This window comes from Bacillus zhangzhouensis, assembly GCF_000715205.1.
Lineage (GTDB): Bacteria > Bacillota > Bacilli > Bacillales > Bacillaceae > Bacillus > Bacillus zhangzhouensis.
Window position 1 is genome coordinate 36687 of sequence record NZ_JOTP01000018.1, and the last position, 25146, is coordinate 61832.

A 25146-nucleotide genomic window follows, 5' to 3' on the forward strand; every position below is an offset into this window, starting at 1 on the left:
AAATCTCCCCTTATCCTTTTGTCCCGCCTTGTGTGAGGCCGGATACAAATTGTTTTTGTAAAACAAGAAACAATAAAGCGACTGGAACAGCGATCAGTAAAGCCCCGGCTGCAAAGGTCGTGTAGCTGGCACCCATTTTGTCCGAAACAAGATTGTACAGACCGATTGGGAGCGTATACATTTCGGGTGATCGAACAATGACACTTGAGATGATGAAATCACCCAGTGGGCCAGTGAATGAGTTGATAGCGACAACAGCTAAAATCGGCTTGGCGAGCGGCATAATAATTTGGATGAAAATCCGGAAATGCCCTGCGCCATCCATTCTGGCTGATTCATCGAGATCCTTCGGAATCGCATCTAGATAGCCTTTCATTAAATACGTATTCATCGGAATTTGTCCACCTGCATAAATTAAAATCAGCGCAAGGTGGCTGTTAATCAGTCCAAGCATTTGAGCCAAAACAAAAATGGCAATCAGCGCTGAAAATTGAGGAATCATTTGCAGCAGTAAAAAGAGCAGGAGCCCATTTTTCCGTCCTTTGAATCGGAACCTGGAAAAGGCATAGCCTGTAAAGCTGACAAGAATCAGCGTCAAGATCATTGTGGCAATGCTGATCTTCATTGAGTTCCAATACCATTTTGCATAAAGTGCCCCTTGACCAAAGAACAGCTCGGTGAAGTGGCTGAACGTTGGATTCTTCGGAAACATGCTTGTGCTCATGAGGCTGTTCCCAGGATTAAAGGAAGCACCGATCGTCCAAAGAAGTGGATACATAATACAAGCGGAGGCAATGAAAAGGATAAAATAAGTGATACTTAGACGAATGAGTTTTTTTTGTTTTGATCCCATATCACATCATATCCTCCTCTTTGAATGAATTCGTTCTCTTAAACTGCCAGAGTGCAATGGCAATGACAAAGATCGAAAGTAAGATCGTGACGGCGGCAGCGAGTGCATATTGAGAGGATTGCATCGTTAGTTTGTAAATCCAAGAAACCAATATGTCCGTACCCCCAGCTGTTGAGCCTGCAACAGGTGGTCCTCCGCCATTAAATAAGTAGATGATATTAAAGTTGTTAAAGTTAAAGGTATATTGCGTGATTAATATAGGTGCAATTGAGTAAAGGACAAGCGGTAATGTGATGGAACGGAATTTTTGAAAAAAGTTTGCTCCATCAATGGTCGCAGCCTCGTATAAGTCTTCAGGAATGGCCTGCAAAACACCGGTTGTCATAATGAAAACAAAAGGAAATCCAAGCCAAGTCTGCATCGCAATGAGGGCAATTTTGCTCCAAAATGGATCTGTCAGCCACGGCTTTGGATCAATCCCAATCGATGCAAAAAGCGTATTGTTGATGGCACCAAACGTGTCGTTGAACAGTCCGGCAAACACCAAAATGGTCACAAAGCCCGGAACAGCCCAAGGCAGAATCAAAATCGTTCTAAAAAACCGTTTCCCTTTTAAATCCTTCTGATTGAGCAGAACGGCTAGAAAGATGCCGACGGCACATTGAAGGGTCGAAGCAGCCAATGTCCATACGACGGTCCAGCCAAGTACATCAATGAATGTGTCTCTCCAAATATCGATCGAAAAGATATTTTGAAAGTTTTTGACCCCTACCCAATCGATGAGGTTGGCAGGAGGTGAGTGGTATAAGTCGTAGTTCGTAAAGGCAAGCGCAAAGCTAAACATAATTGGAAAGACAACAGAAAATAGAAGTAAAAAGAAAGCAGGAGTGCTCATTAAGTAAGGAAAGCCTTGGTCGATGAGCTGATGATATTGGGTACGGATGGAATGAAGCGGAACCCCTTGATCACGTTTCTTTCCGTTCATAAATGCATCACGCATCATGAGTATGTAAAAGCCGATACCAAACCCAGCTGTTAAAAGGGCAATAATCCCCTTTGCTAAAAGAAAAACAGAGTTGTCACGAGGCAGCATCGTACCAAGTGTGAACAGTCCCCAGAAGCCAATATTGAATAAATCATAAAATACAATCAGAAAAGAGACGCCGAACAGGAAAAAGAGTGCCCCTTTGCCATACTGTTTGTTGTATATTTGCCCCATCCCGGGTATGAAGGAGAACATTAGCGCCCGTCTCCGGTGTGTCTTTGATTCAATTGTGTGTGTGCGGTCTAGTTCAAGGTTACCCGTCATGTCTAACACCTACTTCGTATGAAATTAGATCAGACACGGGCAGCTTCATACACGCAAAGCTACCCGCGTTCGATGTTATTTGGAGTGATTCGCTTTAATTTGAGAATCAATTTGTTTGACCGCATCATCAAATGCTTTTTTCACATCTGTACGGCCGGTTGCAATCAGCCCTAATGCGCTGTCAATTGGCTTCCACACCTCTTCCATTTCTGGATTGTTCGGTGTCAGTGTGGCATATTTCGTTTGTTTTGAAACAGCATTCGCATTTGCATTTTCAGTAATGATTGGATCTTTCATCAGTTTTTTCACTGGTGGAATTTCCTCTGTCACTTCAAAGCGCTTCTTCGAATTTTTTTCGTTCGTGATAAACTCAACAAATTTCTCAGCAAGTTCTTTATTTTTAGAATAAGAGGAGACGTTGTAGCTCTTCACGCCTAAGAATGAGCTCATATGTTTTCCGTTAGGGAGTGTTGGCAGTTCAGTCACGCCATAGTCAATACCAGCTTCTTTATATGGACCAAATGACCACGGACCAGAAATAAGAGCCGCTGCCTTTTTCTCTGTGAATAAGGAGTTGAGGACGTTGATGCCTTGTTCACCAATGATGCCTTTCGGGAAAAGTCCTTCGCTAAAGAATTTCTGAATGTATTCTCCGCCTTCGATGGCGCCATCGTTATTCAGACCGATATCATTGACATCATAAGAGCCATCGCTTTTCTGTTTGAAAATATAGCCCCCTGATCCGCCTAACACACTTTGTGCGTAGTAAATTTCATCCCATTTCGCGACAAAACCGTATTTCCCGTCCTTTGTCAGCTTTTTCGAAAGCTCATACCAGCCATCAAGTGTAGTAGGTGCCTTTTTCACAAGATCTTTGTTATAAAAAAGCACGGTGGTTTCAACGGATTTTGGCAGACCATACAGCTTGCCATTAACCGTTTGTGATTGAATAGATTCGTCTGTGAAGGAATCTATCACTTTTTGATCTGGTTTGATTTCCTGTAATAGCCCTTCGGTTACAGCTGATCCAATCTGATTGTGAGGCACGGTGATCACATCTGGACCTGTCCCTGCCGCCCCATCTAGACGGAGAGCTTCTAGTTGATCGGCATACGCTTTTTCGACCACTTTGATTTTCACACCGTTTTGTTTTTCGAATTCTTTGACAGCGTCTTGAATCCCATCAGACTTTTTGACATCCTCCCACACTAGCAAGGTCTTTGTACCTGTAGATGCGGGCTGTGTACCGCTTGAATTGTCATCCCCTGGTCCGCATGCTGACAGCAGCAGCACAGCAGTACCAACGACTGCCGATAATGTCGCCCATTTTCCCTTTTTCATTCGTAATCCCCTCTCGTTCTTTTTTCACAGATGATAAGAAAACGCTTTCTTAATGTGAGAATATCAACTTGAGTAAAAAAAGTAAACACATTTTATTAAATTTATTAAGTAAAAATTTTTACTAGTTTAGGAGAGAAAAGAAGCCCTCCACATTGGGCGGGGCTTCCAGCTGTTTTATATGGTGCTTTTCCGAAAGACAGGTTCTGACGCAATCAGCACGGTTTTGGGCAATGTTCTGCCATCAACAAGTCTTTCTAAAAGTAAATCGACCGCTGTCTCACAAAGTAAAGATGTATGGATGTGATAGGTTGTGAGCGGTGGTGAGACATATTGAGAGACGTGAATATCGTTGATACTAAAGACGCTGACGCGATTCGGCAGGGAAAGTCCACGCTCATTTAATGCTTGTAAACAGCCAATGGCAAGGGGATCACTTGCGACACAAAAGGCGGTGGGCAGATCATCACCAAGCTCGTCGATCGCTTTCATCATCAGCGAATAGCCTTCATCTACCGAGAAATGGCGACCGATATAGATCAATCGCTCATCCAACACATTGTGTGCCGTCATATACTCGCGGAAAGTCGTTTCACGAATATCTGGTATATGCACATTCGTATTAAGATCAAGGTCTGTCCCGCCAATGAATCCAATCGAGTGGTGCTTTTTTTCGATGAAGGAATCAATGATCTTTTCAACAATTCGTTTCAAGTTAGGCTTTACAGAATCAAAGCGGTCTTCATCAGGCGACGTATCAATAAAGACGATGTGATGGGTAATTGCATATAATTGGTCAAGCTCTGACTTTTTAAATCGACCGATGGCAATGATCCCTTCTGTAGAAGGATCAATGGAGTGAAGACCATCAGTTGGATTGTAAGCGGTAACATTTAAACTCCGGGTATTGCTGAGTTTCTCAATGCCCAAACGAATGGATTTAAAATAAATATCTTCAAGCTCTTCCTTTTCGGTCATCCAATAGAGAAAGGCGATTTTTTTTAAGGAATGTTTGAATGTCTTTTTTTGATAGGACAAAGCTTCTGCGGCTGCGTATACTTTTTCACGTGTTTGATCCGTGACTGATAGGTTGGGATCCTGGTTCAGTACGCGAGACACCGTCGCAATTGATAATCCAGCTTTTTCAGCAATGTCCTTTATTTTTGCTGCCAAATCAGCACCTCCTATAGAAAATATCTCCTTTCAGTATAGAGTCTTTAAAAAAATTAGTAAATATTTTTATTAAATTGTTTTCGTTTAGATGGTTCTTTACGAGCCGGCAAGGAATTAGTAAAATATATGTCATGAAGGTGTTGGATTAAGATTTCTGATAGGAGAGGGACAGATGTATTATGATGCACTGAAGACATTTGTGACAGTCGTGGAAGAGAGAAACTTTACAAAAGCAGCCCAGAAGCTGCGGATTTCTCAGCCGAGTGTCAGTCTTCATATTAAGAACTTGGAGCAGGAATTCCAGACCGTTCTGCTCAATCGTTCGCCAAAGCAATTAACTGTTACACCCACTGGGGATATGTTGTACCATCGTTCAAAACAAATCATTCGTTTATATGAACAGGCGAAGCAGGATATTTATGAGCATCATCATCTGGCAAGAGGAAAGCTGACGATTGGAGCGAGCTTCACGATTGGTGAGTACGTGCTGCCGCAAATATTGGCGGAGTTTCATCAGCTCTATCCACATGTTGATATTGAGGTGGCCATTGATAATACAGAAGCAATCGCAAGACATGTCCGTTTGTTCCATGTCGATATCGGCCTAATCGAAGGACAGACCAATGACAAAGAACTCTCTGTGGAAACCTTTCTAGAGGATGAACTCTACATCGTGGCCCCATTAGACCACCCGTTTGCAAAGAAAAAGGATGTCACGATTGATCAATTGCAAAACGAAACATGGATCACGAGAGAAGAGGGATCAGGTACAGGGGAATACTTACAGCACGTCCTGAAATCAAATGGACTGAAAGCGCGGACCTTTGTGACATTTAGCAGCAACCAAGCCATTAAAGAGGCTGTGATCCACGGAATGGGACTTTCCATTTTATCAAAATATGTCCTCCAGCGAGGCAGCATTGGCGGTGAATTGGCTGTCATTTCTGTGAGAGGAATGGATTTCAAACGAAAATTCTCCTATGTTGAGTCACCGATGACAGGTGGGAATAAAAATAAGGAATTACTTGTTGAATTGTTAAGGAAAGAGAGAAAAGACGCTTCTCCACAGTAGGAGAAACGTCTTTTTTTATAATCCTTTTATTTGAATTTCATCGACTGGAAGGAAAATTTCACCTGTATCTGTGTATTTGATCGTGATTTGATCCCCTTCTTTCAAATAAATGACAAGAGGTTCTTTTTCAGATGACATGGTGTAGTTTTTCCCATCGTCTAATAGGAAGGTGACGGTTGTGTAATCACCGGTATTTTCTTTATACACACGTTTGACCTTGCCTGTGGCATCTTTCTTTTCTTGCTTAGATGAGCTGTTGACTGTGCCGCTGCCCTTTTGAAGAGCTGTTTTATAGGCTCTCAGTGCTTCATTTGGTGTAGAAGCGTACGCAGCGATTTCAGGATTGGCCGCAGAGACAATAAAGTAGTTTTGCAGGAACCCGTTTGAATCGAGAACAGGTGTGAGCCAGCTGGCTTCTCCATAGAAATTATAAAGAATCGGCATGCGCCCTTTCCATTTCTTCTCGATAAATCGTTTCTCAATAATTTGCAATGCTCCTTGAGAATCCATGTAGGACTCTTCAAGATTGCCGGTGTAATACGTGGCCTTTCCTGTCCGGGCATTTGTCAGTGCATATCCGAGCATGGAATCAACGCCCTCTTTCGGACTGGTGAAATCTGTGAAGTAATACATCTCTCCTTTTGAATCAAACACTGGACTCACATTGGCTTCTGTTCCCTCGTCTGAAGGCAGCTTCACATCTGATTTTCCAAACATACTGTTCCAGAAACCGTGAATATAGTTTCCGAAATAACTGTTTTGCAGACTAACCGCCTCTGGTGAAACAGCACCATCGATAAAGGCAGGTACTTGATCTAAAGAGTATTTCTTCGTTGCGCCAGTTTTGGCATCAACAACGACGACGCCTGACGCTTTAAAGCCGTTTCGGGCAGAGATGAAATCGCCAAATGTTCGAATGTAATAAGGCTTCCCATCATCATTGATCTCCAGCTGTGTGTCTCCGTAGAAAATCAAATCTGGATACTGGAGACGGATATGTCGCTCAATTTCTTTGTTGAAATAGGAGGAAGGCGTATAGACCATCTCTGTTTTCACGAACTTTGGATTAGCAGATGAGTCGGTCGCACTTAATGTAAAGTAACCCGGCGTACTGCCTGAACGAATCCATTTAAAGAAATCCGAGAATTCCACTGGTGCGATGTACACGTACTCACCATTGACCTTCTGAATTTGCAAGCTGCCAAGCTCGTAGTAGCTTGTGTTTGGAACCTGTCCGAACGATTTCTTCATTTTATTGCGAGCAAATTGCGGCGGTACACTCGCAGGTGTTTCTGTTTCATCGAACGCTTTGATTTCCACTTTTTGCTCCATTTTGGAGACATCGAATTTCTCATTCGCATTGAATAAAAAAGCTGTCGCCATATAAACACCAAGCAGCAAAAGAATAAGGAACAACACACCTTTAATCTTCCGCTCCAATCCGACTGACAAAAAGGCGCCTGCTGCTGTCACAACAAGTCCAATCAGCCATAATGATGAAGGGTTACGATCTAAATTGGTGATGTAATAAAAGCCAAAAATGCCGATGATGAATAGCAGTGCAAGACCCGCAATCCACATGAGCGGCACCTGTTGTTCCGTCCCTTTCTTTCTAAAAATCAACCTGAGTGGTGTGAGCAAAAGGGTCAAGACAAGACCGATCACAACCGAAAATAACAAAATATATCCCACAAACAAATCTCCTTTCAAATCAATCACTCTTTTAGTATATACGAGTGAGGCGGGGAAAAGATTCATCGGACTGAAGGTTCATTTAAATGCCGATCGAGTTGATCACGGATTGAACATCTTCTTTCAGTTCATGAAACGTGAGTCTTTGCTCAATTTTCTCTGTTAAGGCATCAATGGCTTGACCCGACATATGCGTTTGAATTTGCTTTTTATGTTTATAGACTTTAACAAGAAGCGTATCGAGCTGCTCCAAAATGTCTTCCGCTTCTTGACGGTCTTCTGCAAATTCATGTTGAAGCTGGTGCCGAATGGCTCTCATCAGCGCTGTTTTCTGTTCTTCTTTGATCTTTGTCTTCAAAGCAGCCAGCTCTGCTGGTGTCATGTCTTCTGTGTGAAAGTTTGCTTGAGAGAAGACGGAGCTTGACGTGTGAGTATCTGTCATTCTTTGCAAAAAACGATCTGCGTCTGTTGGTTGTTTCTTTGAAAATTCCATTCTTTGTTCTCCTTAAGAAATGCCCATATTCTTTGCCAGGGCTGTATCTGCATCGTGGTAATGTTTCCCCAGCTGGTTCATATCATCTGATAGTGAGTCGATCCACCTTTTCAAATTCATAGCGCCATCAATCGCTGTATCATATTTTTTGACTGAATAGAACTCATTCTCAAGACCCTCTGTTTTTAAGTGGCGAATCACGGCATCCACATCTGAAGCCGTCAGCTGGTCATAGGAACCAAAGCCAACAATCTGTTTGTATCTAGAGCGTACCCGTTCCACAGATTGATCTACTTTGTCATCGAGTTTCTCGATTTTGCGAATGATTTGCTGCATATGGTGATCGGCATATGTCGAGAATTTACGCCCAGTGTTCATGAGAACGTGGGACTTAATTAAAATCGCCACTACACTATGCGGATCAACATTTGATTGACTCAACTGATGTAACCTGGCCGTGGTAAGAGATGGATTTTTTCGCAGCATATCATCAATGGTTTGAACGGAGCCATCTGGCGAAAAGGTATAACGATCTAAGCCATGGCTGCCAGCGAGGGCTTCAAGAAATAAATTAGCATCTAGTGAAGGATTCACACTCATTGCCCGATTGAGGAGGTCTTTTATGAATTGGACGGCTTTTGAGGAGTCCTGGGAGTAATCGACACCTTCAGGTAGAGTGGCATCATACATCACTTTCACTTGACCGATTTCTGTCGTATGTCGATTTAATAGAGAAAGCCCGTCGTTTAAATTGATATATTCTGTTAATCTACTGCGGTAATCGCCTTTTAGTGCTCTGGCTTGTAAACCATCTGATAGATTTGGATAAATATTTGGATTCTCAAACGTCACGCCGCCTTGAATAAAATCATTTTTCACAAGAACATAGGAAGCATTAGACCCGCCGAGTGAATGCCCTGTGACATACATCTTGGCATTCGGCATTTTCTTATGTATATCTTTTGCATAACGATCTGCTTGAACCATTTGATTCTCTGCACCGTGTTCAAAAGGGATATTTTTAATCAAATACTTTGTATCTGAAATCATCCAATCCTGTACAATTTCATTTGTATAGGTAGTTGTCCCTGTTGTCACCTTAGTCGTCACTTCCTTTGACGCCTGTGACTGACTAAAAGGAGGAAGCTTTGTCAAAATGGTAGAAAGAAGATCATCTGACTCTTTTTTCCATGTTTTTTAATGGTATCTTTATATTGGCCTGCGCCAATCGGCTCCGAACCGCGGTAAGCGATGACTGCGTTTTTGATTTTGGTGAGGTTTCTTCCGCCATCTGAGCGATCGAAATCTTCTTCCGATACAAGTGTTAGTGAATTAAGACCTTTTTTTGTTTCTTGGTGGTCAACGACATACATTATTTTACCATTTTTTAAGTGTATATCTTTAGAATTTTCATAGTTGAAGATATCATAAGATGCTGATGATATTTCATTATATTCTTTATCGCTAAGTTGATTAATTGAATTTTTTTTGGTCAACATTTACACTCCTGTAATAATTATCATGTATATTATAAGATATTGTATGGTAAATATCTATAAAAAAGAGGTATAAAAACCTATCGATTAAATTTTTAAAAGGTGGGGTATTTTTTGTGAAAAATACATTTAAAGTTGTACTTATTGTTTTGATTACTACCGTTTTTATTCTAGTATTATCACTTGTTTTTCAAAAAGATAAAGAAAAAAAATCGAATGAATCAGGAGGTGAAACAATCGTGCAAGAGAAGAACGATTTAGAAAAAGCAGAAGAATTCGCAGAAGAAATGAAACCGAAAGTGGAAGAACGTTTACATAAAATAGATATTCACAACTTTATTAAAACCATTACGTTCGATAAGGGAGTAAACATTAATCCAATGGGTTATATAATAATTAGAGGGTATATTAATGGTAACCCAGAAAAATATGATTTCTCTGCATCATTAGAATATCGATCTAAGGAGGTAGGTACAATGACTTTTTCTCCTGAATTATCTTATCGCTTTAAAGACTGGGATAAATATAAAGATGAGCCTGAACTAAAGGAAAACTATCTTAAAAGACTCTCTGAAAAAGAACGCGAACAATATCTCAAAGACATTGGAGAAAAAGAGAAATAACAAGTGGACACTGCCGATTTATTTCCTAAATAGATTCCAAAAATAATATGCTATCATTCCCCTAACAACACTTTCAAATAAGGGAGAGATTTCAGCCATGGCAAATACAAAGAAATTGATCTTGGATGTAGACACTGGAATCGATGACGCGATTGGTATTTTGCTTGCAGTGAAAAGTAAGCAGTTTGATATTTTGGGGATTACAACTGTATGCGGGAATGTGTCTGTCGATGCGGCTACATTGAATACGTGTAAAGTGCTTGAGCTGGTTGATGCAGTTGAGATTCCTGTTATCAAAGGGGCGGCTGCACCTCTTTTAAGAGCGCCCCATTATGAACATTGGGTACATGGAGAGGATGGAATTGGCGGTGCTTTAAAGGATGCCCAGCCAAAGAAGACCGCAGATGAAGGTTTTGCGCCTGATTTTATCATTGAACAAGTGCTGAAGTATTCGCAGCAGGTCACGCTTGTGTTGACAGGACCTTTAACGAATTTAGCCCTTGCGTTGAAAAAATGCCCTGAACTGATTCATCACGTCAAAGAAGTCATTTTTATGGGTGGTGTCGTGCAGGGGCAGGGGAACGTCACACCAGTTGCGGAATTCAATACATATGCAGACCCAGAAGCGGCGAAATTGGTGCTGGAGGCTGGGTTCCCTTCATTGACTCAAGTTGGATTAGATGTCACAAGGCAGGTCTTGTTAACGGATGAGAGAATCGATGCCATTCAGAATGAAACTTTGGCAAGTTACATAAGAGAGAGTACAAGCATTTATCGCCAGCGCTATTTTGAACGGAATGGTGTGTGGGCGTGTGCGATGCATGATCCGCTTGCTGTGAGTCTTGCGATTAACAAGCAGCTGGTGAGCACACAGGCTTTTCATGTAGAAGTGGAGATAAAGAGTGAGCTTTGTGATGGTCAGATGATATGTGATTTTCAGCATCAATGGGAGAAAGAACGCAATGTTCAAGTATGTATGGATGTAGATGCTGAGGCTTTCTTTGAATTATTGATCCAAGTCATGAATTCTTAAAAAAGTAGTCTGTGCAAACAGGCTTCTTTTTTATAAGATGGGAACATGAGGGAATGTATGCGCTCACATGAATGAGAAAGGAGTGAAGTCAATTGGCTTTTGTCAGTTTAAGTAGTATTGAAAAGATACGAGCAGCAAGCAGAGGGTTGCCGCCAAAGCTTAAAGCAATTGCAGAACATATTACGAGTGAGCCCCACGACATCATCCATTTGTCTATTGTCGAGCTTGCCAAAAAGACAGCGAGCTCAGAGGCAACGATTTTTCGTCTCTGTAAAAGGCTTGGATTTGAGGGCTATCAAGATTTGAAGATTACTATTGCCCAGGAAATAGACCAAACAAAGCCTGATTATGTCGATGAAGAGATGAGTCTTGATGATGATACCGCCGTTTTTATGCAAAAGGTATTTCAGGCGAATATATCTGCATTAAAGGATAGCTTTCAATTGTTGAATCCAGACGATGTAGAAAAAGCCATACAAATAATCGATGAAGCTGAGCGCCTAGAGTTTTATGGGAGCGGTGGGTCTGGCCTCATTGCAACAGATGCTTTTCACAAATTTATGAGGACAGGCATCAATTGTATTGTTCATACAGATTCTCACTTTCAAGCGATGTCTGCAGGGCTTCTTGATCAACACAGTACAGTTGTCGGTATATCTCATTCTGGTAGAAACAAAGATTTACTCGATGCGATGAAAACAGCAAAAGAAAAAGGAGCAAAAACCATTGGTATTACGAGCTATCAGCGCTCACCATTGAGTCAACTAGCAGATGTCACCTTGTATACATCGACGCAAGAAACGGCTTTTCGAACAGAAGCGATGTCTGCAAGGCTGGCTCAGCTCACTGTTATTGATGTCCTATATTTCGCACTTGCGCATTTAAGACAGCAGGAAACATTAACAAACTTAAAGCAAATGAGAGAAACCATTTCTCAAAAAAGGATTTAATGGTTTCAAAAATAAATTTTTCTATTAGAGAAAAGTACTGTTGTGGTAAAGATTGTGAGGTTTTGAGTGAAAATAATTTTCTTTTCGGTCATTGAATGTCGAAAAAAATATTCCTATAATGGGATTTAATCAGGTAGATCAAAACCACAAAAATTATTTCAAATCAATGATTGGGCGTGATGCAGATGAAGGGAAACCAGGCGGTAATTGGTTTGGATATTGGTACAACGAGTACAAAGGCGGTTCTGTTTGGACCACAGGGAAAAGTGATAGCAAAACATTCAGTTCCTTATGATCTCATTCAGCCCCAGCCAGCATGGGTTGAGCAGAATCCTGAACATATATTAGAAGCCGTCATTGCGAGTGTAAGAGGCGCATTGACGAAAGTAGCATTTGATACAAAGAATCTCATAGGTGTCGGGATTAGTACGGCGATGCATTCCTTAATTGTGATGGATGAGGATGGCAAGGCTTTAACGAACAGTATCATTTGGGCAGATAACAGAAGTGCAGAACAAGCGAAACGAATTACTACGGACATGGATGGCTTTCAAATTTATAAAAGAACCGGTACGCCGATTCATCCAATGTCACCGCTTTCAAAAGTACGATGGATAAAGGAAATGACACCTGATGTCTTCAAGCAGGCAGCAAAATTTATTTCCATAAAAGAATATATTCTCTATCATTTCTTCGGTCAGTATGTCGTCGATTATTCAATCGCTTCAGCAACAGGGCTGTTCCGTTTGGAAACGCTTCAATGGGACGAGGAGGCACTACGCATTGCTGGAATTGAGGAAAATCAACTGTCTGAACTTGTCCCAACGACGTATCAGCTGAGAGGGCTTCAGCCAGAGATTGCGCTGCGAATGGGGATCGCGGAAGATACACCATTTGTCGTTGGTGCGAATGATGGTGTTCTAGCGAATCTAGGTGTTGGTGCCATTGGTAAAGGGGAAGTGGCTGTCACGATTGGGACAAGCGGTGCAGTCCGTACCGTCGTAGACAAGCCGGTAACAGATGAGCAATCAAGAACATTTTGCTATGCGCTGACGGACAAGCATTGGGTGGTCGGGGGACCTACCAATAATGGCGGAATCATGCTGAGATGGCTGAAGGATGAATTTGGTTCTTCGGAGGTGGAGGTTGCAAAGCGCCTTGGTGTAGATCCTTACGATCTCATGATTGATATTGCGGAAAAGGTGCCAGCTGGCTCAGAGGGACTGCTGTTTCTACCATTTTTAACAGGTGAACGTGCACCTTATTGGAATCCAAATGCGAGAGGCACTTTTTTTGGTATTGGCCTTCAGCATAAGCGGGAGCATTTTATTAGAGCCGTGTTAGAAGGCGTCATTATGAGTGTTTTCTCGATCGGTGTTGCATTAAGAGATTTAACTGGTTCAGCAAAGGATGTCCGGGCTTCGGGTGGTTTTGCAAGATCTCCGCTATGGCGGCAAATTTTAGCGGATACGATGGGTAGAGAAGTACTTGTTCCAGAAAGTTATGAGGCCTCGGCACTTGGGGCGGCTGTCCTCGCACTTCATAGTTTAGGTCATATGGAAGAGATGGAAGAGGTTCAAGAGTGGATTCGGATCTCTGCCCGTCATGAACCAAATATGAAGAACAATGAGACATACATAGAGCTATTTTATTTATATGAGCGCCTCTATGACAAACTAAAGGATGAATTTGATGTCATTAGTGCGCTGCAATTAAAACAAAATCGTTAAACATCAGGGAAAAGGTGGGAGAACATGCTTTTATTCATCGTGATTGCGGCGATTGTCCTTTTGCTCATTCTCATTACAGTCGCGAAGTTGAATCCGTTTGTGAGTTTAATTATTACCTCTATGCTTGTCGGCTTTGCCACAGGGATGGATTTGCAGGAAATCATTCAATCGATTAAAACGGGATTAGGAAATACTTTATCATTGCTGGCGATTGTTCTTGCGCTTGGAACCATGCTTGGGAAAATGATGGCTGAATCAGGGGGAGCTGAGCGGATTGCTCAAACTTTAATCGGCCGTTTCGGGACGAAGAATGTGCATTGGGCAATGATGTTCGTTGCCTTTATCGTGGGAATACCTGTGTTTTTCCAGGTCGGATTCGTTCTTCTCATTCCTTTACTCTTTACCATTGCGATTGAAACGGGCATATCGCTCGTGACGATTGGGATTTCGTTAATCGCTGGATTGTCTGTTGTGCATGGTCTTGTGCCGCCTCATCCAGCTGCAATGGCAGCTGTGGGCATCTATCATGCCAATGTGGGGAAAACCATCTTCTTTTCCATTATTGTCGGTTTGCCCACAGCTATCATTGCTGGACCGCTATATGGAAAGTGGATTGGCAAACGGATACATAAACCGGTTCCAGAGATGCTGAGAAAGCAATTCACTGAACGAAATGAAGATCGAAAGCTTCCTGGTTTTGCGAATACGATGTTTACCATTTTGGTGCCAGTAATTTTAATGCTGCTTGCCACACTGGCGGATGTTATTTTGCCAGAGGAAAGTATTTGGTTTCAGGTGTTCAAATATATCGGAGATCCAATTACAGCCCTGCTGATTGCAACGGTGTATTCTTTCTTCAGCCTTGGCTTTATGCAAGGGATGAGCCGTGACCGGGTGCTTTCCTTTAGTAATGAATGCTTAGGACCGATTGCTTCCATTCTGCTTGTCATTGGAGCGGGCGGGGCCTTCAATAATGTGCTCATCGATTCGGGTGTTGGTGATTATATTGCTGATTTAGCGAAACACTCGCCCATCTCACCGATTTTGCTTAGCTGGCTGATTGCTGCGGTCATTCGTGTGGCAACAGGATCAGCTACTGTCTCTATGATGACAGCAGCTGGTATTGTAGCCCCGATTGCTGCATCCATGCCGGATGTGAGCAGAGAGCTTCTTGTGTTAGCAACAGGAGCGGGTTCGTTGATTTTATCTCATGTCAATGACTCTGGTTTTTGGCTGATCAAAGAGTATTTTGGCATGACCATTAAAGAGACGTTCTTGACATGGACTGCTATGGAGACGATCATTTCCGTTAGTGCCATTGCATTTATTATGATCATTAATATGTTTATATAGCGAACGCAACAGCTTAGTTCTTCGGAATTGGGCTGTTTTTAGCTTGTTGCGATACCACTTTTTACGAATTGGGGTAAAATAATGATAGTGAGATGTGGGAGGCGGATACGATCGAACCATTAAAACATGTTTATCATGAATTATTTATTCAGGAATTAGCGGAGAAACTAGCACAAGAATCGACTGTATTTGATGCTGCTGAATTCCAGCGGCTCGTGCTTCAAGAGGATTGGCCACAGCTTGAGTTGAAAGGACGGATGAGAAGAGTCACTGAATCGATGCATGCCTGTCTGCCTGAGGATTACGTGCAGGCAATTGAAGTGCTGCGTCAGGTAGCACCGCATTTTTCAGGACTTAGTGCGCTTGTATTTCCAGACTACGTCGAGACTTACGGTCTTGAACATTGGGATATCTCAATGAAGGCGATCGAATTCTTTACACCGTTTTCCACTTCTGAATTTGCTGTTCGGCCTTTTCTCATTCAAAATCAAGACAACATGTTGGCGCAGATGCTGGTGTGGTCACAGGATCAAAATGAGCATATTCGCCGACTGGCTAGTGAAGGATGCAGACCACGTTTGCCTTGGGGGGTATCTGTTCCTGCGCTTAAAAAGGATCCCTCGGTCACGCTGCCGATTTTGGAAAACTTAAAGTCGGATTCGGCCAGGTATGTGCAAAAAAGTGTAGCGAATCATTTAAATGATATTTCTGCGATTCAGCCGGATCTGATGAAGCAAACGGTCAAAAGATGGTATGGGACCAATGAACATACGAACTGGATTGTCAAACATGCATCCCGTACATTACTAAAAAAAGGCGATCCAGATATTATGGCTATGTTTGGCTATGGAGACGATCCGTCCATTCAAGTAACAGATTTAAAGGTAGCGCAAAATTCCATTCGTATTGGAGAAAAAATGACCTTTCATTTTACTCTTCAAGTGGATAAGCCACTCAAGCTGCGTGTAGAGTATGCGATTGATTACGTTAAAGCTCGTGGTACCCGCAATCAAAAGGTATTTAAAATTACAGAATTTGAAACAGGCTCAGCGATACATAGAGAATTCGTCAGGTCCCAGTCTTTTCAAAATATGACGACGAGAAAGCATTATGAGGGAACCCATACATTAACAATCATCATCAACGGCATCCCAAAAGCGTCGGTTGATTTTGAAGTCACAGCAGCTAATGAAAAACCCCGCCAATGAGGCGGGGTTTGGCGTTTATGCCTTCTTTTTCATTAAAAACGAAGCAATAATAGCAGCAACTAAGAAACCGATGCTAATAATCGAGCTAGGCAGGTTTTCTTGTCTGAATAGGAACAAAACAAAGCTCAAACTTAGTACAAGACCTGCAAATAACGTCAAATACGGAAAGAGCCAAACCTTGAAATACGGCTCTTGTGGATATGTTGGACGCAATTTCAAATGTGCCAGACAGATACTGATCCAAATAAGAGAAACCGCAAAACCAGGAATAGCTAGCATATAACTAAAAATTTGGTCTGGGTATAAGTAAGCAAAGAATGTTCCGACTAAAAGAAACAGAACGGTCACCCATAAACTTAAGATAGGTACACCTCTTTTATTGACCTGTGCCAGCTTTTTCGGACCGCCGTCTGATTTAGATAGAGAATGAATCATTCTCGTTGTTCCATAAATTCCGGAATTGGCTGCAGATAGAACGGCTGTAATCAATACGAAATTAATGAAGTGAGAGGCGCCTTGCATACCTGCAGCAGAGAAGACTTGGACAAAAGGACTGTTATTTGGATCGATTTGATTCCAAGGAATGAGACCGCAGATAATCAAAATTGGCAATGTGTAAAATAAAATAATACGCCACATCATACTTTTGACAACACCAGGTAAGACCTTCTCCGCATCCTTTGTTTCTGTAATGGTCAGCCCGATCAATTCAGAACCCCCATATGAGAAAATAACCACTAATAATGATGCAAAGATAGCACCCCATCCGTTCGGGATGAAGTTTTGATAATTGGTGAGAGCAGGTGTGCTTTGTTCGTTTGGAATGATCCCAAATAATAATGCTGCACCAAGAATAATAAAGACAATAATAACGAAAATCTTCATTCCAGCGAACCAAAACTCAATTTCACCAAAGTATTTTACATTGTTTAAGTTAATTCCGATGACTAAAAGCGAGCAAAGTAAACATAGTGACCATAGCGGCACGTTCGGCATCCAATATTGAAGCAGACTGCCTGCTGCAATGATCTCGATGACACACACAGTGAGCCACATAAAACAGTAAACCCAGCCGACTACAAAAGAAAAACGTTGACCAAGCGCAATCTGTATAAGGTCGCGAAGGTTATTCCCCGGATAAACAATGGCCATTTCAGCCAAGGCTGCCATGACAATGAGAAGTAGCAATCCGGCAAATACATAGGAAAAGATGACTCCAGGACCTGCTAAACCGATTGTATCGGCACTTCCTTTAAAGATTCCTGTACCAATGACCCCGCCCAACGCAATCATGCGAATGTGACGCGGCGATAAAAGCTTTTTTAATTCTTGTTGTTCCTGATTCGCGCTCATGTCGTTCTCCTTTTTTAAAAATGCTTATGTTCCATTTTCTTTTTTCGAGACGCCAGTGTCAATATAAAAAAAGAGATTTTTCAGACAAAATAGACGGTTGATTCTATCAAATTAGCTTCTTATTTCCATAAATTCCTTCTTTAACCCAAAATCAAAATATTAAACCTCGTGAAAAAAGAACATTTGCCTTATTTATGACATAAACAATTTTCTGTTTTTGTCGATATATCATTTGTATTACTAAAGACCTAATAAAGAATTGTTTATAAATGTAAAATATTTGAAAATTGTACGAAAGAGCTGAAAGGGGTTATTGAAGATGTTTATGAGGAAAGCAAATGATCCGTCGTCGGGTATTCTTCTAAGTGAAAGCAGTCAATTAATAGAACAAATCGAGAAGGGAGATTTTTCAGCAAGGCTAGATACTGCTGCGTTCTCTTCTAGTCAAACGATAGAAGCAGTGGCTCAAATAAATGAAGCTTTACAAAAGATGCAGGAAGCGAATGAACATATTCATATGCGTATGAATTTAGTGACAAAAGCTATTCAAGTTGGCTTATGGGATATGACGGTCGTAGCAGGAGATCCGGTGAATCCAAAAAATGAATTCACATGGACAGATGATTTCCGGAAAATGATCGGCTTTCAAAATGAGCACGATTTTCCGAATGTCTTAGACAGCTGGGCATCTCGAATTCATCCAGATGAACAAGAATACACCTTGAATGCGTTCTCTACGCATTTATTGGATCATTCCGGGCGTACGCCATATGATATCGAATATCGCTTAAAGTTGAAAAACGGAGATTATCGCTGGTTCAAAGCAACAGGAACGACCATTCGTGATCGAAATGGTGTACCTCTTCGTGTGGCGGGGGCTCTTTTTGATATTCATGATCAAAAATTGAAAGAAGAAGAGCTGCAAGCATTCGTGACAAGGTATGACCTGATCAACCGTGCGCTTGTGGAAGCTCCTTGGGATATGGTCGTAGAGGCTGGCGATCCAGTCAATCCACACAACGAATTCTGGTGGTCTCCACAGTTTAGAAAAACGCTTGGTTTCACAGATGAAAAAGATTTCCCGAACGTTTTGAGCAGTTGGAGCGATCGTTTGCATCCTGAGGATCAAGAAATGGCTCTGCAAGCCTTTGCGGATCATTTAAATGACCACTCTGGGCGCACGCCATTTGACATTGACTATAGATTGCAGAGTAAAAATGGCGAGTACCGCTGGTATCATGCGAGTGGTGAAACCACTCGTGATGAGAAAGGTGTACCTCTTCGTGTTGCAGGAACCATTCGTGATATCACGTTAGAAAAAAATAAAGAGAAAATAGCTGATGAAATGGCTTCTCAGGTAGAACAGCTTTCAAGTTCAATTAGCGAGATGGTATCGGGTATTAGCTCTGTTACAAACCAAGCGCAGGAACTTGCTGTAGCTCAAGAGCAGTCAACGTCTGCCGCACACTTAGCAAAAAATAGTGCAGATGAGACGAAAAACATTTCTGACTTAATCAAAGAAGTGGCGAACCAAACAAACCTACTTGGTTTGAATGCTGCGATCGAGGCAGCTAGAGCTGGTGAGCAAGGACGCGGCTTCTCAGTCGTCGCAGATGAAGTGCGTAAGCTGGCGCTGCATAGTGCCAATGCAACGGAAAATATCGAATCAAGTTTAGCGGAAATGAAAACACAAATTGATGAAATTCTTGAAAATATCTCGAATATGACAGCTCTTACGCAAACACAGGCTGCTTTAACAGAGCAAGTGAATGCTGCAGTCGATGAAGTGAATCACATGTCTCAGCGTCTTGTGGCGTATTCAAAGAGTATTTAATCTTAAAAACCGCCCTCTCGTGAAGGCGGTTTTTTGATTAAAATGGATCTGCCGGGAAAACAATACCTGCATCTTTTCTTGCGGCTTCAAGGACTTTCATGACAGAGAGACTTTCTTCAAGCCACCCATAGCACTGTTCATGATCTTCTGTTTCAATGATGTGCTGGAAAGCTTCTGCTTCATAAAACAGGCGATTTGGATTCGTTTGTGCATTGAGTGAGATGACCCTGTTATCAACATGCAACAGCACTTCCTCACAGCCATTGGCCCCATTTTTCACATGAATGAAGCCTTTTTCTCCTTGAATCAATGCAAAATTCATGCTGCTTGTATCCTTACTGCCGACACTTGTCGCAATGAAATCATTGTAAGTGAACGTCAAAACACCAGATGTGTCAATGCCGTTTGGATGACGGTTGGCCTGGTAGCGAACCTGTTCTGGTGATCCAAAGAGATTCATGATGAAATGGACATTATAGATATTAATATCCATCAAGGCTCCTCCAGAGAATTCTGGGTTAAAGACATTCGGCGTTTCACCGGCTAGCAGCTGATTATATTTACTTGAATATTGACTATAATTGCATTGGACCAGTTTGATTCTGCCTAATTGATGAAGATGCTTTTTGATTAAATGATAGTTTGGCATATGAACGGTCGTAATGGCTTCAAATAGGAGGAGCTGCTTTTCCTTTGCGAGAGCGATTAACGCTTCCAGCTCTTTCACATTAGAGGTGAAAGGCTTTTCGCAAATCACATGTTTTCCGTTCTTCAGTGCAGCCGTGGCATGCTCGCTATGTAAACGATTCGGTGATGCGATATAAACAGCCTCTATGTCTGGATCTTCTAGCATGGCGGTTAAATCTGTATAAGTGGTTTGCACATCAAATTGATCTGCGAGTTTCTTTGCCGTTGCTTCCTTTCTTGAATAGACAGCGTGACAAGAGGCACCTTCCAGTTGTTCGATTGCCTGCAGGAAGCTTTCCACAATCACACCTGTTCCGATGGTTGCAATGTTCATTCTACTCAAAACCCCTTCCAAACTCGTTTGATGTCAAGTGAAGCTGTCTCTAGTATACCTGATGTTTGAACCGAACGTGCGACAAACACTGGGGCAGCTCTTACAATTAGCTGATGTTGGCTAATGTTTGTTTCATTAACAATTGAATGGCAGCCTTCCTCTTTTTTAACTCTTGAATGGAGTGTTGTATATCTTCGACTTTTTGTTCGAGCAGCTGTTCTGCTTCTGTTTTTGACTGTTTTTCAAATAGTGACGTGATCATTTCACGAATTTCTTTGAGTGAGAAATCTAGCTTTCTTGCTTCTGTGATAAAGGATAGCATGAGTACATATTTTTTATCATATAAACGATAGCCGTTATGCGCTCTCTTAGGCTCGGGGAGCACACCCTCATTTTCGTAAAAACGAATGGTTTCAATATGTACACCAGACATTTTTGACAATTTACCTCTCGTAAACGTAATCATTCCCTGCACCTCCTTTCTTTGCTATCCATCATACAATTAGACTTGCTAGTTTCAAAATATTCAGTGGTGAACATTTGTTTCATTTCATTCATTTAAAAAGGGGAGTAAGCTCTATTTAAAGCAGGACAAATAGAATACGATATAATAGAGTAGGATAAAGTGATTTTTGTTACAGGTGAGAACAAGTAGACAGAGTGAGAAAAAAACGATAGGCTAAAATAGGTAAATAGTAATGGAATAATATGTGATCATGTAGATGATTGCTCAAAATAGTGACAGCACGTTTTTGCTGAGAAAAGGGGAGCAGTGAATGTATAAATTAGTCGCAATTGATATGGATGGTACGTTATTAAATAATCAACATATGGTGCCAGATGAGGTTTTCGAAGCCATTCAACAGGCGAAGGCAGAAGGAATTAAAATTGTTTTATGTACAGGCCGACCAATTGGCGGGGTGAACCGCTATTTAGCAGAGCTTCAGCTCGATCAAGAGGGAGATTATGTGATTGCCTACAATGGGGCTCTTGTTCAAAACAGCCATACAAATGAAGTGGTGTCAGAACTGACTTTATCCTATGATGATTTGACTTCTTTATATGAACTGAGCCGTCAGCTCGACACGCCGATGCATTATTTCGATTCAGCTCATTTGTACACACCAAATCGTGATATTAGCGAGTACACAGTGCTTGAATCCTACTTAACAAAATTACCACTTAAATATTTACCTGTTGAAGAGGCAGATCAGTCAATGAGACTTCCAAAGATGATGTATATCGATCAGCCAGAACGCTTAGAAAAGACGATCCAAGCCATTCCATCTGAAGTGAAGGGCAAGTACATGATGGTGAAAAGCACGGATTTCTTCCTTGAAATCCTGCATCCTGATGTGAGCAAAGGAAATGCCGTGAAGCTTTTGGCTAAGGAGCTGGGGATTTCTCGTGAAGAAGTCATGGCCATTGGTGACAATGGAAACGACGTATCAATGCTGGAGTTTGCAGGCTGTGGCGTTGCCATGGGAAATGCTATTGATGATGTTAAAGCAGTAGCGGATGTTGTGACAAAATCCAATAATGAAGCCGGAGTAGCACATGTCCTGCATGAGCTAGTCTTAGGAAAATAAAGAAAAGAGCGGTCTACCAGTGAGGTAGCCGCTTTTTTTATATGTTTGAGAAAAAGTAAACAAGCATACGTCTGCTGCTCAAATTCGTCTTTTGCAGCATAGCCTTCACATGATCATGTACGGTATGGGTTGAAATAAATAACGTACTGGCGATTTCCTTTGTAGACTGGCCCTTTAATAAGCAGTCAAGGACGTTCATCTCTCTTTCTGTCAGCCGATACGTTTTCGCTGCATAAGGAAGAATATCACTCGTTTGGGCTCGTTTAATATGAATCATGACGGCTTCTGCCTGCCCGGCTGCCTGCTCTAATTGAAATGCCTGAAGAGAGAGAAAAAGTCCCGTAGGCATTCTCGTCATGATTGCCGCTGTTTGGGTGCTGCCTCCGTATAAAAGCTTAGCGCTTAATGCTCTGAACGGGCGGGGCATGATGGCACGGTCATGGATTTGCTCAAAGGCTTGGAACGTATGAAGCCAATGAAGCCCTGTCTCATTTCCATAAAGAAGGGTGTGATCATGAGAAAGAATGATGAATCCTTGCTGATTCGCCGAGTCATCAGCTTCAGTGTCTCTTTTTTTGAAAAGCTCATCTCTCAGCTTGGCTGCAAGTGTTGGTGTTTGATGGATGACCGCTTGTATGTCTTGTTCATGAAAAGGTTCCTTTCCCTTTTGACGATAGAGGCTGGCGATTCCCCAGCATTCCCCTTGAATCACAAGGGCTGCCCGCAATTCATCTGCCCATCCTTTAGGAGACAAGATGTGCTGATAGCGCTCGCTGTTGAGATATTCTCCGCTCTGGACCAGGCTCGCAGCATGCACAGGACCTTTGGCTAGAGATTCATGCTGGTGCACATCCTTTTTTAAAAATTCATTTTGAAACAGCTGGTCATGAATTTCTTCAATCGGTTCATCTGTGAAGGAACCTGTCGAGAGGAGGGTGGCTGGATCAATGGTCGTGATACAGGCGGCATCAAAATCAAGGACGGTGGCAAGCTCGTCCCGAATATGTTGTCTTAGCTGCTGAAAATGAGCGGCTGGATTGGTCACTTGATCTCCTCCTCAAAAATCCCCACTTTTAGGGATCGTTTTTTCTGATGTCTCTTTTTACAATAAAGATGTCATACCATCAGTGTACAGGAAACCATGTAAAGCGGAAAGGAACTGGAGGAGAAGCACATGAAAGTAAACCAGCATTGGCACGATCACGTTGCTGAATCATACGCAGCAACGATTGCACATAAAGTACCTGGCTATCATCTCTTGCATGAGCTGACAGTCGATGTATTAGAAACCGAATTAAAGGGAGCGGCCTCTCGCATTCTGACTGTCGGAGCGGGTGGAGGAGAAGAGATCATTAATATGCTCCAAAGAAAAGAAGGCTGGCAAATCACAGGGGTCGATCCGTCTCCATCCATGCTTGATATGGCCAAACGGCGGGTTGCACAGCTTCATATGGAGGAACGCGTCACCTGGCATGAGACCGCATTAGACATGGTGTCGGCTGAAACTGTGTACGATGCAGCGGTGAGCATGCTTGTGATTCATTTTGTAAAAGATCGGCTGCCCTTTTTACAGGAGATTGCCCGCCGGCTTCAACCAGAGGCACCGCTTGTGGTGGCATTTATTCAAGGAGATATGAAGTCTCACGCATTTGAGAAGGAGCTTCATATGCTTTCCTTATTTATGCAGCGTCAAGGCCTTGAAAAAGAAGTGTTTCCTTCCTTTAAAGAAAGGCTGGGAGACACGACGCACCCTGTGTCTGAGAAAGAGATGAACGGACAGTTAATCAAAGCGGGATTTGAAGACATCAGACCTTATTTTCAGGCAGGAATGATCAAAGGACTTGTTTGCAAGCGAGGTCGTAGAGAGGCGGATGAGAGATGAGATCAAAGGTGATGGTGATTGGCGGCTATGGACATGTCGGACAGCAAATATGTCTTCAGTTAAGTGAAGTGTACCCTGGGCAAGTTTTTGCGGCAGGTCGGAGCTATGAGAAGGCTGAACAATTTTCACGCAAGACAAAAGGGCGGGTTCGTCCTTATCAAATAGATGTCAAAAAGCCGTTAAATTCGGACTGGATGGATGAAACGAAGCTGGTGATCATGTGTCTTGATCAAGACGACACGTCATTTGCTGAAGCATGTTTGCGGTCAGGGATCGATTATCTCGATATTTCGGCAAAGGGGGCATATATGGAGCAGGTGGCAAAGCTGGATCAGCAGCACATGGGTGCAACTGCTTTGCTCAGTGTAGGGCTTGCGCCTGGTCTTACGAATTTATTAGCAGCGAAAGCGGCATCTACGCTCGCTTCAGTGGACCAAATGGATATTAGCATTATGCTTGGGATGGGCGATCAGCATGGAAAAGCCGCCATTGAATGGACTCTTGATCATGTCCATACTGACTATGAGCTCACCGAGCATCGTCAGCGGAAAAGAGTCAAAAGCTTTACTGGAGGGAAACAGGTAGACTTTGGTGGGAAACTTGGAAAGCGGTATGCCTATCGATTCCCCTTCTCTGATCAGCAGACATTGCCTTCAACGCTTCACGTGCCTTCTGTAACGACAAGGCTTTGTTTCGATTCCCGCGTGGCAACGCGCGCATTGGCTTTCACGAGAAGTCTTGGAATGACGTCATTTCTCACCTTACCGAAGATCAAGGAACGAGCCATCGCATTGATTCAATCCTCTCAAATGGGGACAGATCAATATGCGGTCAAAGTGGAGGCGAAAGGGACGGATGGGAAAAAGATTCATCATTCAACGCTTGGAATTAAAGGACACGATGAGTCTCAGGCAACAGCTCAAGTCGCCTGTGCCACGGCCTTTCACTTATTGAACAGACGATTTCAAGCAGGTGTTTTTCATATTGAAGAATTATTTTCACTAACGTATGCGAACGGTGATTTCGCTTTGGTCGATCAAAAAACGAAGGAAGAGCGGGCGTTAGCGATTAGAGCCAGCCTTTTGACGGCATAAAAGAAGACTAGCGTCATGCTAGTCTTTCAGCGTGTAGACAAACCCTCGCA

General features: G+C 42.4%; 21 protein-coding genes and 1 pseudogene. 11 read left to right on the top strand and 11 right to left on the bottom strand.

Annotation, left to right across the window (positions count from 1 at the left end; translation table 11 throughout):
- Positions 1-10 precede the first annotated feature (10 nt).
- From BA70_RS13930 to BA70_RS13945, 4 genes are all read right to left on the bottom strand, one after another.
- Positions 11-853 carry a sugar ABC transporter permease gene (locus BA70_RS13930; protein ID WP_034323380.1) on the bottom strand — a complete coding sequence of 281 codons (843 nt, stop codon included), beginning with the start codon at positions 851-853 and terminating at the stop codon, positions 11-13.
- A 1-nt stretch (position 854) separates the two neighbouring features.
- Positions 855-2162, bottom strand: coding sequence for a carbohydrate ABC transporter permease (locus BA70_RS13935; RefSeq protein ID WP_051691157.1), 1308 nt, complete (start codon positions 2160-2162; stop codon positions 855-857).
- A gap of 75 nt (positions 2163-2237) precedes the next feature.
- Positions 2238-3503, bottom strand: coding sequence for an extracellular solute-binding protein (locus BA70_RS13940; RefSeq protein ID WP_034323386.1), 1266 nt, complete (start codon positions 3501-3503; stop codon positions 2238-2240).
- Between the two features lie 174 nt (positions 3504-3677).
- Entirely contained in the window at positions 3678-4673 is a 996-nt protein-coding gene (locus BA70_RS13945; protein ID WP_034323388.1) for a LacI family DNA-binding transcriptional regulator, read from the bottom strand.
- A 172-nt stretch (positions 4674-4845) separates the two neighbouring features.
- On the opposite strand from BA70_RS13945, the gene BA70_RS13950 reads away from it, so the two are divergent.
- Complete coding sequence (locus BA70_RS13950) at positions 4846-5745, top strand: LysR family transcriptional regulator (RefSeq protein ID WP_034323391.1); 900 nt, start codon at positions 4846-4848, stop codon at positions 5743-5745.
- 15 nt (positions 5746-5760) lie between these two features.
- Here the strand turns inward: BA70_RS13950 and BA70_RS13955 are convergent, their stop codons facing one another.
- From BA70_RS13955 to BA70_RS13965, 3 genes and pseudogenes are all read right to left on the bottom strand, one after another.
- A complete protein-coding gene (locus BA70_RS13955) occupies positions 5761-7437 on the bottom strand; it encodes a hypothetical protein (RefSeq protein ID WP_034323392.1) in 1677 nt (558 codons plus the stop codon).
- 82 nt (positions 7438-7519) lie between these two features.
- Positions 7520-7930 (bottom strand): hypothetical protein, encoded by a 411-nt coding sequence (locus BA70_RS13960; protein WP_034323393.1) that lies wholly within the window; start codon positions 7928-7930, stop codon positions 7520-7522.
- 12 nt (positions 7931-7942) lie between these two features.
- Positions 7943-9429, bottom strand: a pseudogene (locus BA70_RS13965) (lipase family protein).
- A gap of 113 nt (positions 9430-9542) precedes the next feature.
- Here BA70_RS13965 and BA70_RS13970 point away from each other — a divergent pair.
- The 6 genes from BA70_RS13970 to BA70_RS13995 all read left to right on the top strand — a co-directional run bounded on the left by BA70_RS13970 (position 9543) and on the right by BA70_RS13995 (position 16323).
- Positions 9543-10049, top strand: coding sequence for a DUF1433 domain-containing protein (locus tag BA70_RS13970; RefSeq protein WP_034323394.1), 507 nt, complete (start codon positions 9543-9545; stop codon positions 10047-10049).
- A 97-nt stretch (positions 10050-10146) separates the two neighbouring features.
- Entirely contained in the window at positions 10147-11082 is a 936-nt protein-coding gene (locus BA70_RS13975; protein WP_034323395.1) for a nucleoside hydrolase, read from the top strand.
- Positions 11083-11174: 92 nt separating this feature from the next.
- The gene (locus tag BA70_RS13980) at positions 11175-12032 is read left to right on the top strand and encodes a MurR/RpiR family transcriptional regulator (protein ID WP_034323396.1); all 858 of its coding nucleotides are present in this window, start codon (positions 11175-11177) and stop codon (positions 12030-12032) included.
- Between the two features lie 185 nt (positions 12033-12217).
- Positions 12218-13762, top strand: coding sequence for a gluconokinase (gntK, locus tag BA70_RS13985; RefSeq protein ID WP_078061732.1), 1545 nt, complete (start codon positions 12218-12220; stop codon positions 13760-13762).
- A gap of 24 nt (positions 13763-13786) precedes the next feature.
- Complete coding sequence (locus tag BA70_RS13990) at positions 13787-15115, top strand: GntP family permease (protein WP_034323397.1); 1329 nt, start codon at positions 13787-13789, stop codon at positions 15113-15115.
- A gap of 92 nt (positions 15116-15207) precedes the next feature.
- Positions 15208-16323 (top strand): DNA alkylation repair protein, encoded by a 1116-nt coding sequence (locus BA70_RS13995; RefSeq protein ID WP_034323398.1) that lies wholly within the window; start codon positions 15208-15210, stop codon positions 16321-16323.
- A 15-nt stretch (positions 16324-16338) separates the two neighbouring features.
- Here the strand turns inward: BA70_RS13995 and BA70_RS14000 are convergent, their stop codons facing one another.
- Positions 16339-17676, bottom strand: coding sequence for an amino acid permease (locus BA70_RS14000; protein WP_034323400.1), 1338 nt, complete (start codon positions 17674-17676; stop codon positions 16339-16341).
- Positions 17677-17995: 319 nt separating this feature from the next.
- On the opposite strand from BA70_RS14000, the gene BA70_RS14005 reads away from it, so the two are divergent.
- A complete protein-coding gene (locus BA70_RS14005; protein WP_034323402.1) occupies positions 17996-19510 on the top strand; it encodes a methyl-accepting chemotaxis protein in 1515 nt (504 codons plus the stop codon).
- Between the two features lie 37 nt (positions 19511-19547).
- On the opposite strand, the gene BA70_RS14010 is transcribed toward BA70_RS14005, so the two are convergent.
- Together BA70_RS14010 and BA70_RS14015 are read right to left on the bottom strand one after the other, a co-directional pair.
- Positions 19548-20531, bottom strand: coding sequence for a Gfo/Idh/MocA family protein (locus BA70_RS14010; protein WP_034323404.1), 984 nt, complete (start codon positions 20529-20531; stop codon positions 19548-19550).
- 106 nt (positions 20532-20637) lie between these two features.
- Positions 20638-20997 carry a MerR family transcriptional regulator gene (locus tag BA70_RS14015; RefSeq protein WP_034323407.1) on the bottom strand — a complete coding sequence of 120 codons (360 nt, stop codon included), beginning with the start codon at positions 20995-20997 and terminating at the stop codon, positions 20638-20640.
- Between the two features lie 310 nt (positions 20998-21307).
- Between BA70_RS14015 and yidA the strand changes: the two genes are divergently transcribed.
- Entirely contained in the window at positions 21308-22120 is an 813-nt protein-coding gene (gene yidA, locus BA70_RS14020; protein WP_034323410.1) for a sugar-phosphatase, read from the top strand.
- A gap of 37 nt (positions 22121-22157) precedes the next feature.
- On the opposite strand, the gene BA70_RS14025 is transcribed toward yidA, so the two are convergent.
- Positions 22158-23165 carry a helix-turn-helix transcriptional regulator gene (locus BA70_RS14025; RefSeq protein ID WP_034323412.1) on the bottom strand — a complete coding sequence of 336 codons (1008 nt, stop codon included), beginning with the start codon at positions 23163-23165 and terminating at the stop codon, positions 22158-22160.
- A 129-nt stretch (positions 23166-23294) separates the two neighbouring features.
- Here BA70_RS14025 and BA70_RS14030 point away from each other — a divergent pair, with 129 nt between their 5' ends.
- Together BA70_RS14030 and BA70_RS14035 are read left to right on the top strand one after the other, a co-directional pair.
- Positions 23295-24002, top strand: coding sequence for a class I SAM-dependent methyltransferase (locus BA70_RS14030; protein ID WP_034323414.1), 708 nt, complete (start codon positions 23295-23297; stop codon positions 24000-24002).
- The gene (locus BA70_RS14035; RefSeq protein ID WP_034323417.1) at positions 23999-25096 is read left to right on the top strand and encodes a saccharopine dehydrogenase family protein; all 1098 of its coding nucleotides are present in this window, start codon (positions 23999-24001) and stop codon (positions 25094-25096) included. The genes BA70_RS14030 and BA70_RS14035 overlap by 4 nt, the downstream gene beginning before the upstream one ends.
- Positions 25097-25146: the final 50 nt, after the last annotated feature.

Excerpts from the sequence above, each read along its gene's own strand:
- BA70_RS13930 (WP_034323380.1), bottom strand. The coding sequence starts at position 853 with ATGGGATCAAAACAAAAAAAACTCATTCGTCTAAGTATCACTTATTTT.
- BA70_RS14005 (WP_034323402.1), top strand. The coding sequence starts at position 17,996 with ATGTTTATGAGGAAAGCAAATGATCCGTCGTCGGGTATTCTTCTAAGT.
- BA70_RS14010 (WP_034323404.1), bottom strand. The coding sequence starts at position 20,531 with ATGAACATTGCAACCATCGGAACAGGTGTGATTGTGGAAAGCTTCCTG.
- BA70_RS13960 (WP_034323393.1), bottom strand. The coding sequence starts at position 7,930 with ATGGAATTTTCAAAGAAACAACCAACAGACGCAGATCGTTTTTTGCAA.
- BA70_RS14000 (WP_034323400.1), bottom strand. The coding sequence starts at position 17,676 with ATGAGCGCGAATCAGGAACAACAAGAATTAAAAAAGCTTTTATCGCCG.
- BA70_RS14030 (WP_034323414.1), top strand. The coding sequence starts at position 23,295 with ATGAAAGTAAACCAGCATTGGCACGATCACGTTGCTGAATCATACGCA.
- BA70_RS13940 (WP_034323386.1), bottom strand. The coding sequence starts at position 3,503 with ATGAAAAAGGGAAAATGGGCGACATTATCGGCAGTCGTTGGTACTGCT.
- BA70_RS14035 (WP_034323417.1), top strand. The coding sequence starts at position 23,999 with ATGAGATCAAAGGTGATGGTGATTGGCGGCTATGGACATGTCGGACAG.
- BA70_RS13950 (WP_034323391.1), top strand. The coding sequence starts at position 4,846 with ATGTATTATGATGCACTGAAGACATTTGTGACAGTCGTGGAAGAGAGA.
- BA70_RS14015 (WP_034323407.1), bottom strand. The coding sequence starts at position 20,997 with ATGATTACGTTTACGAGAGGTAAATTGTCAAAAATGTCTGGTGTACAT.
- BA70_RS13935 (WP_051691157.1), bottom strand. The coding sequence starts at position 2,162 with ATGACGGGTAACCTTGAACTAGACCGCACACACACAATTGAATCAAAG.
- BA70_RS13995 (WP_034323398.1), top strand. The coding sequence starts at position 15,208 with ATGTGGGAGGCGGATACGATCGAACCATTAAAACATGTTTATCATGAA.
- BA70_RS13975 (WP_034323395.1), top strand. The coding sequence starts at position 10,147 with ATGGCAAATACAAAGAAATTGATCTTGGATGTAGACACTGGAATCGAT.
- gntK (WP_078061732.1), top strand. The coding sequence starts at position 12,218 with ATGAAGGGAAACCAGGCGGTAATTGGTTTGGATATTGGTACAACGAGT.
- BA70_RS13990 (WP_034323397.1), top strand. The coding sequence starts at position 13,787 with ATGCTTTTATTCATCGTGATTGCGGCGATTGTCCTTTTGCTCATTCTC.
- yidA (WP_034323410.1), top strand. The coding sequence starts at position 21,308 with ATGTATAAATTAGTCGCAATTGATATGGATGGTACGTTATTAAATAAT.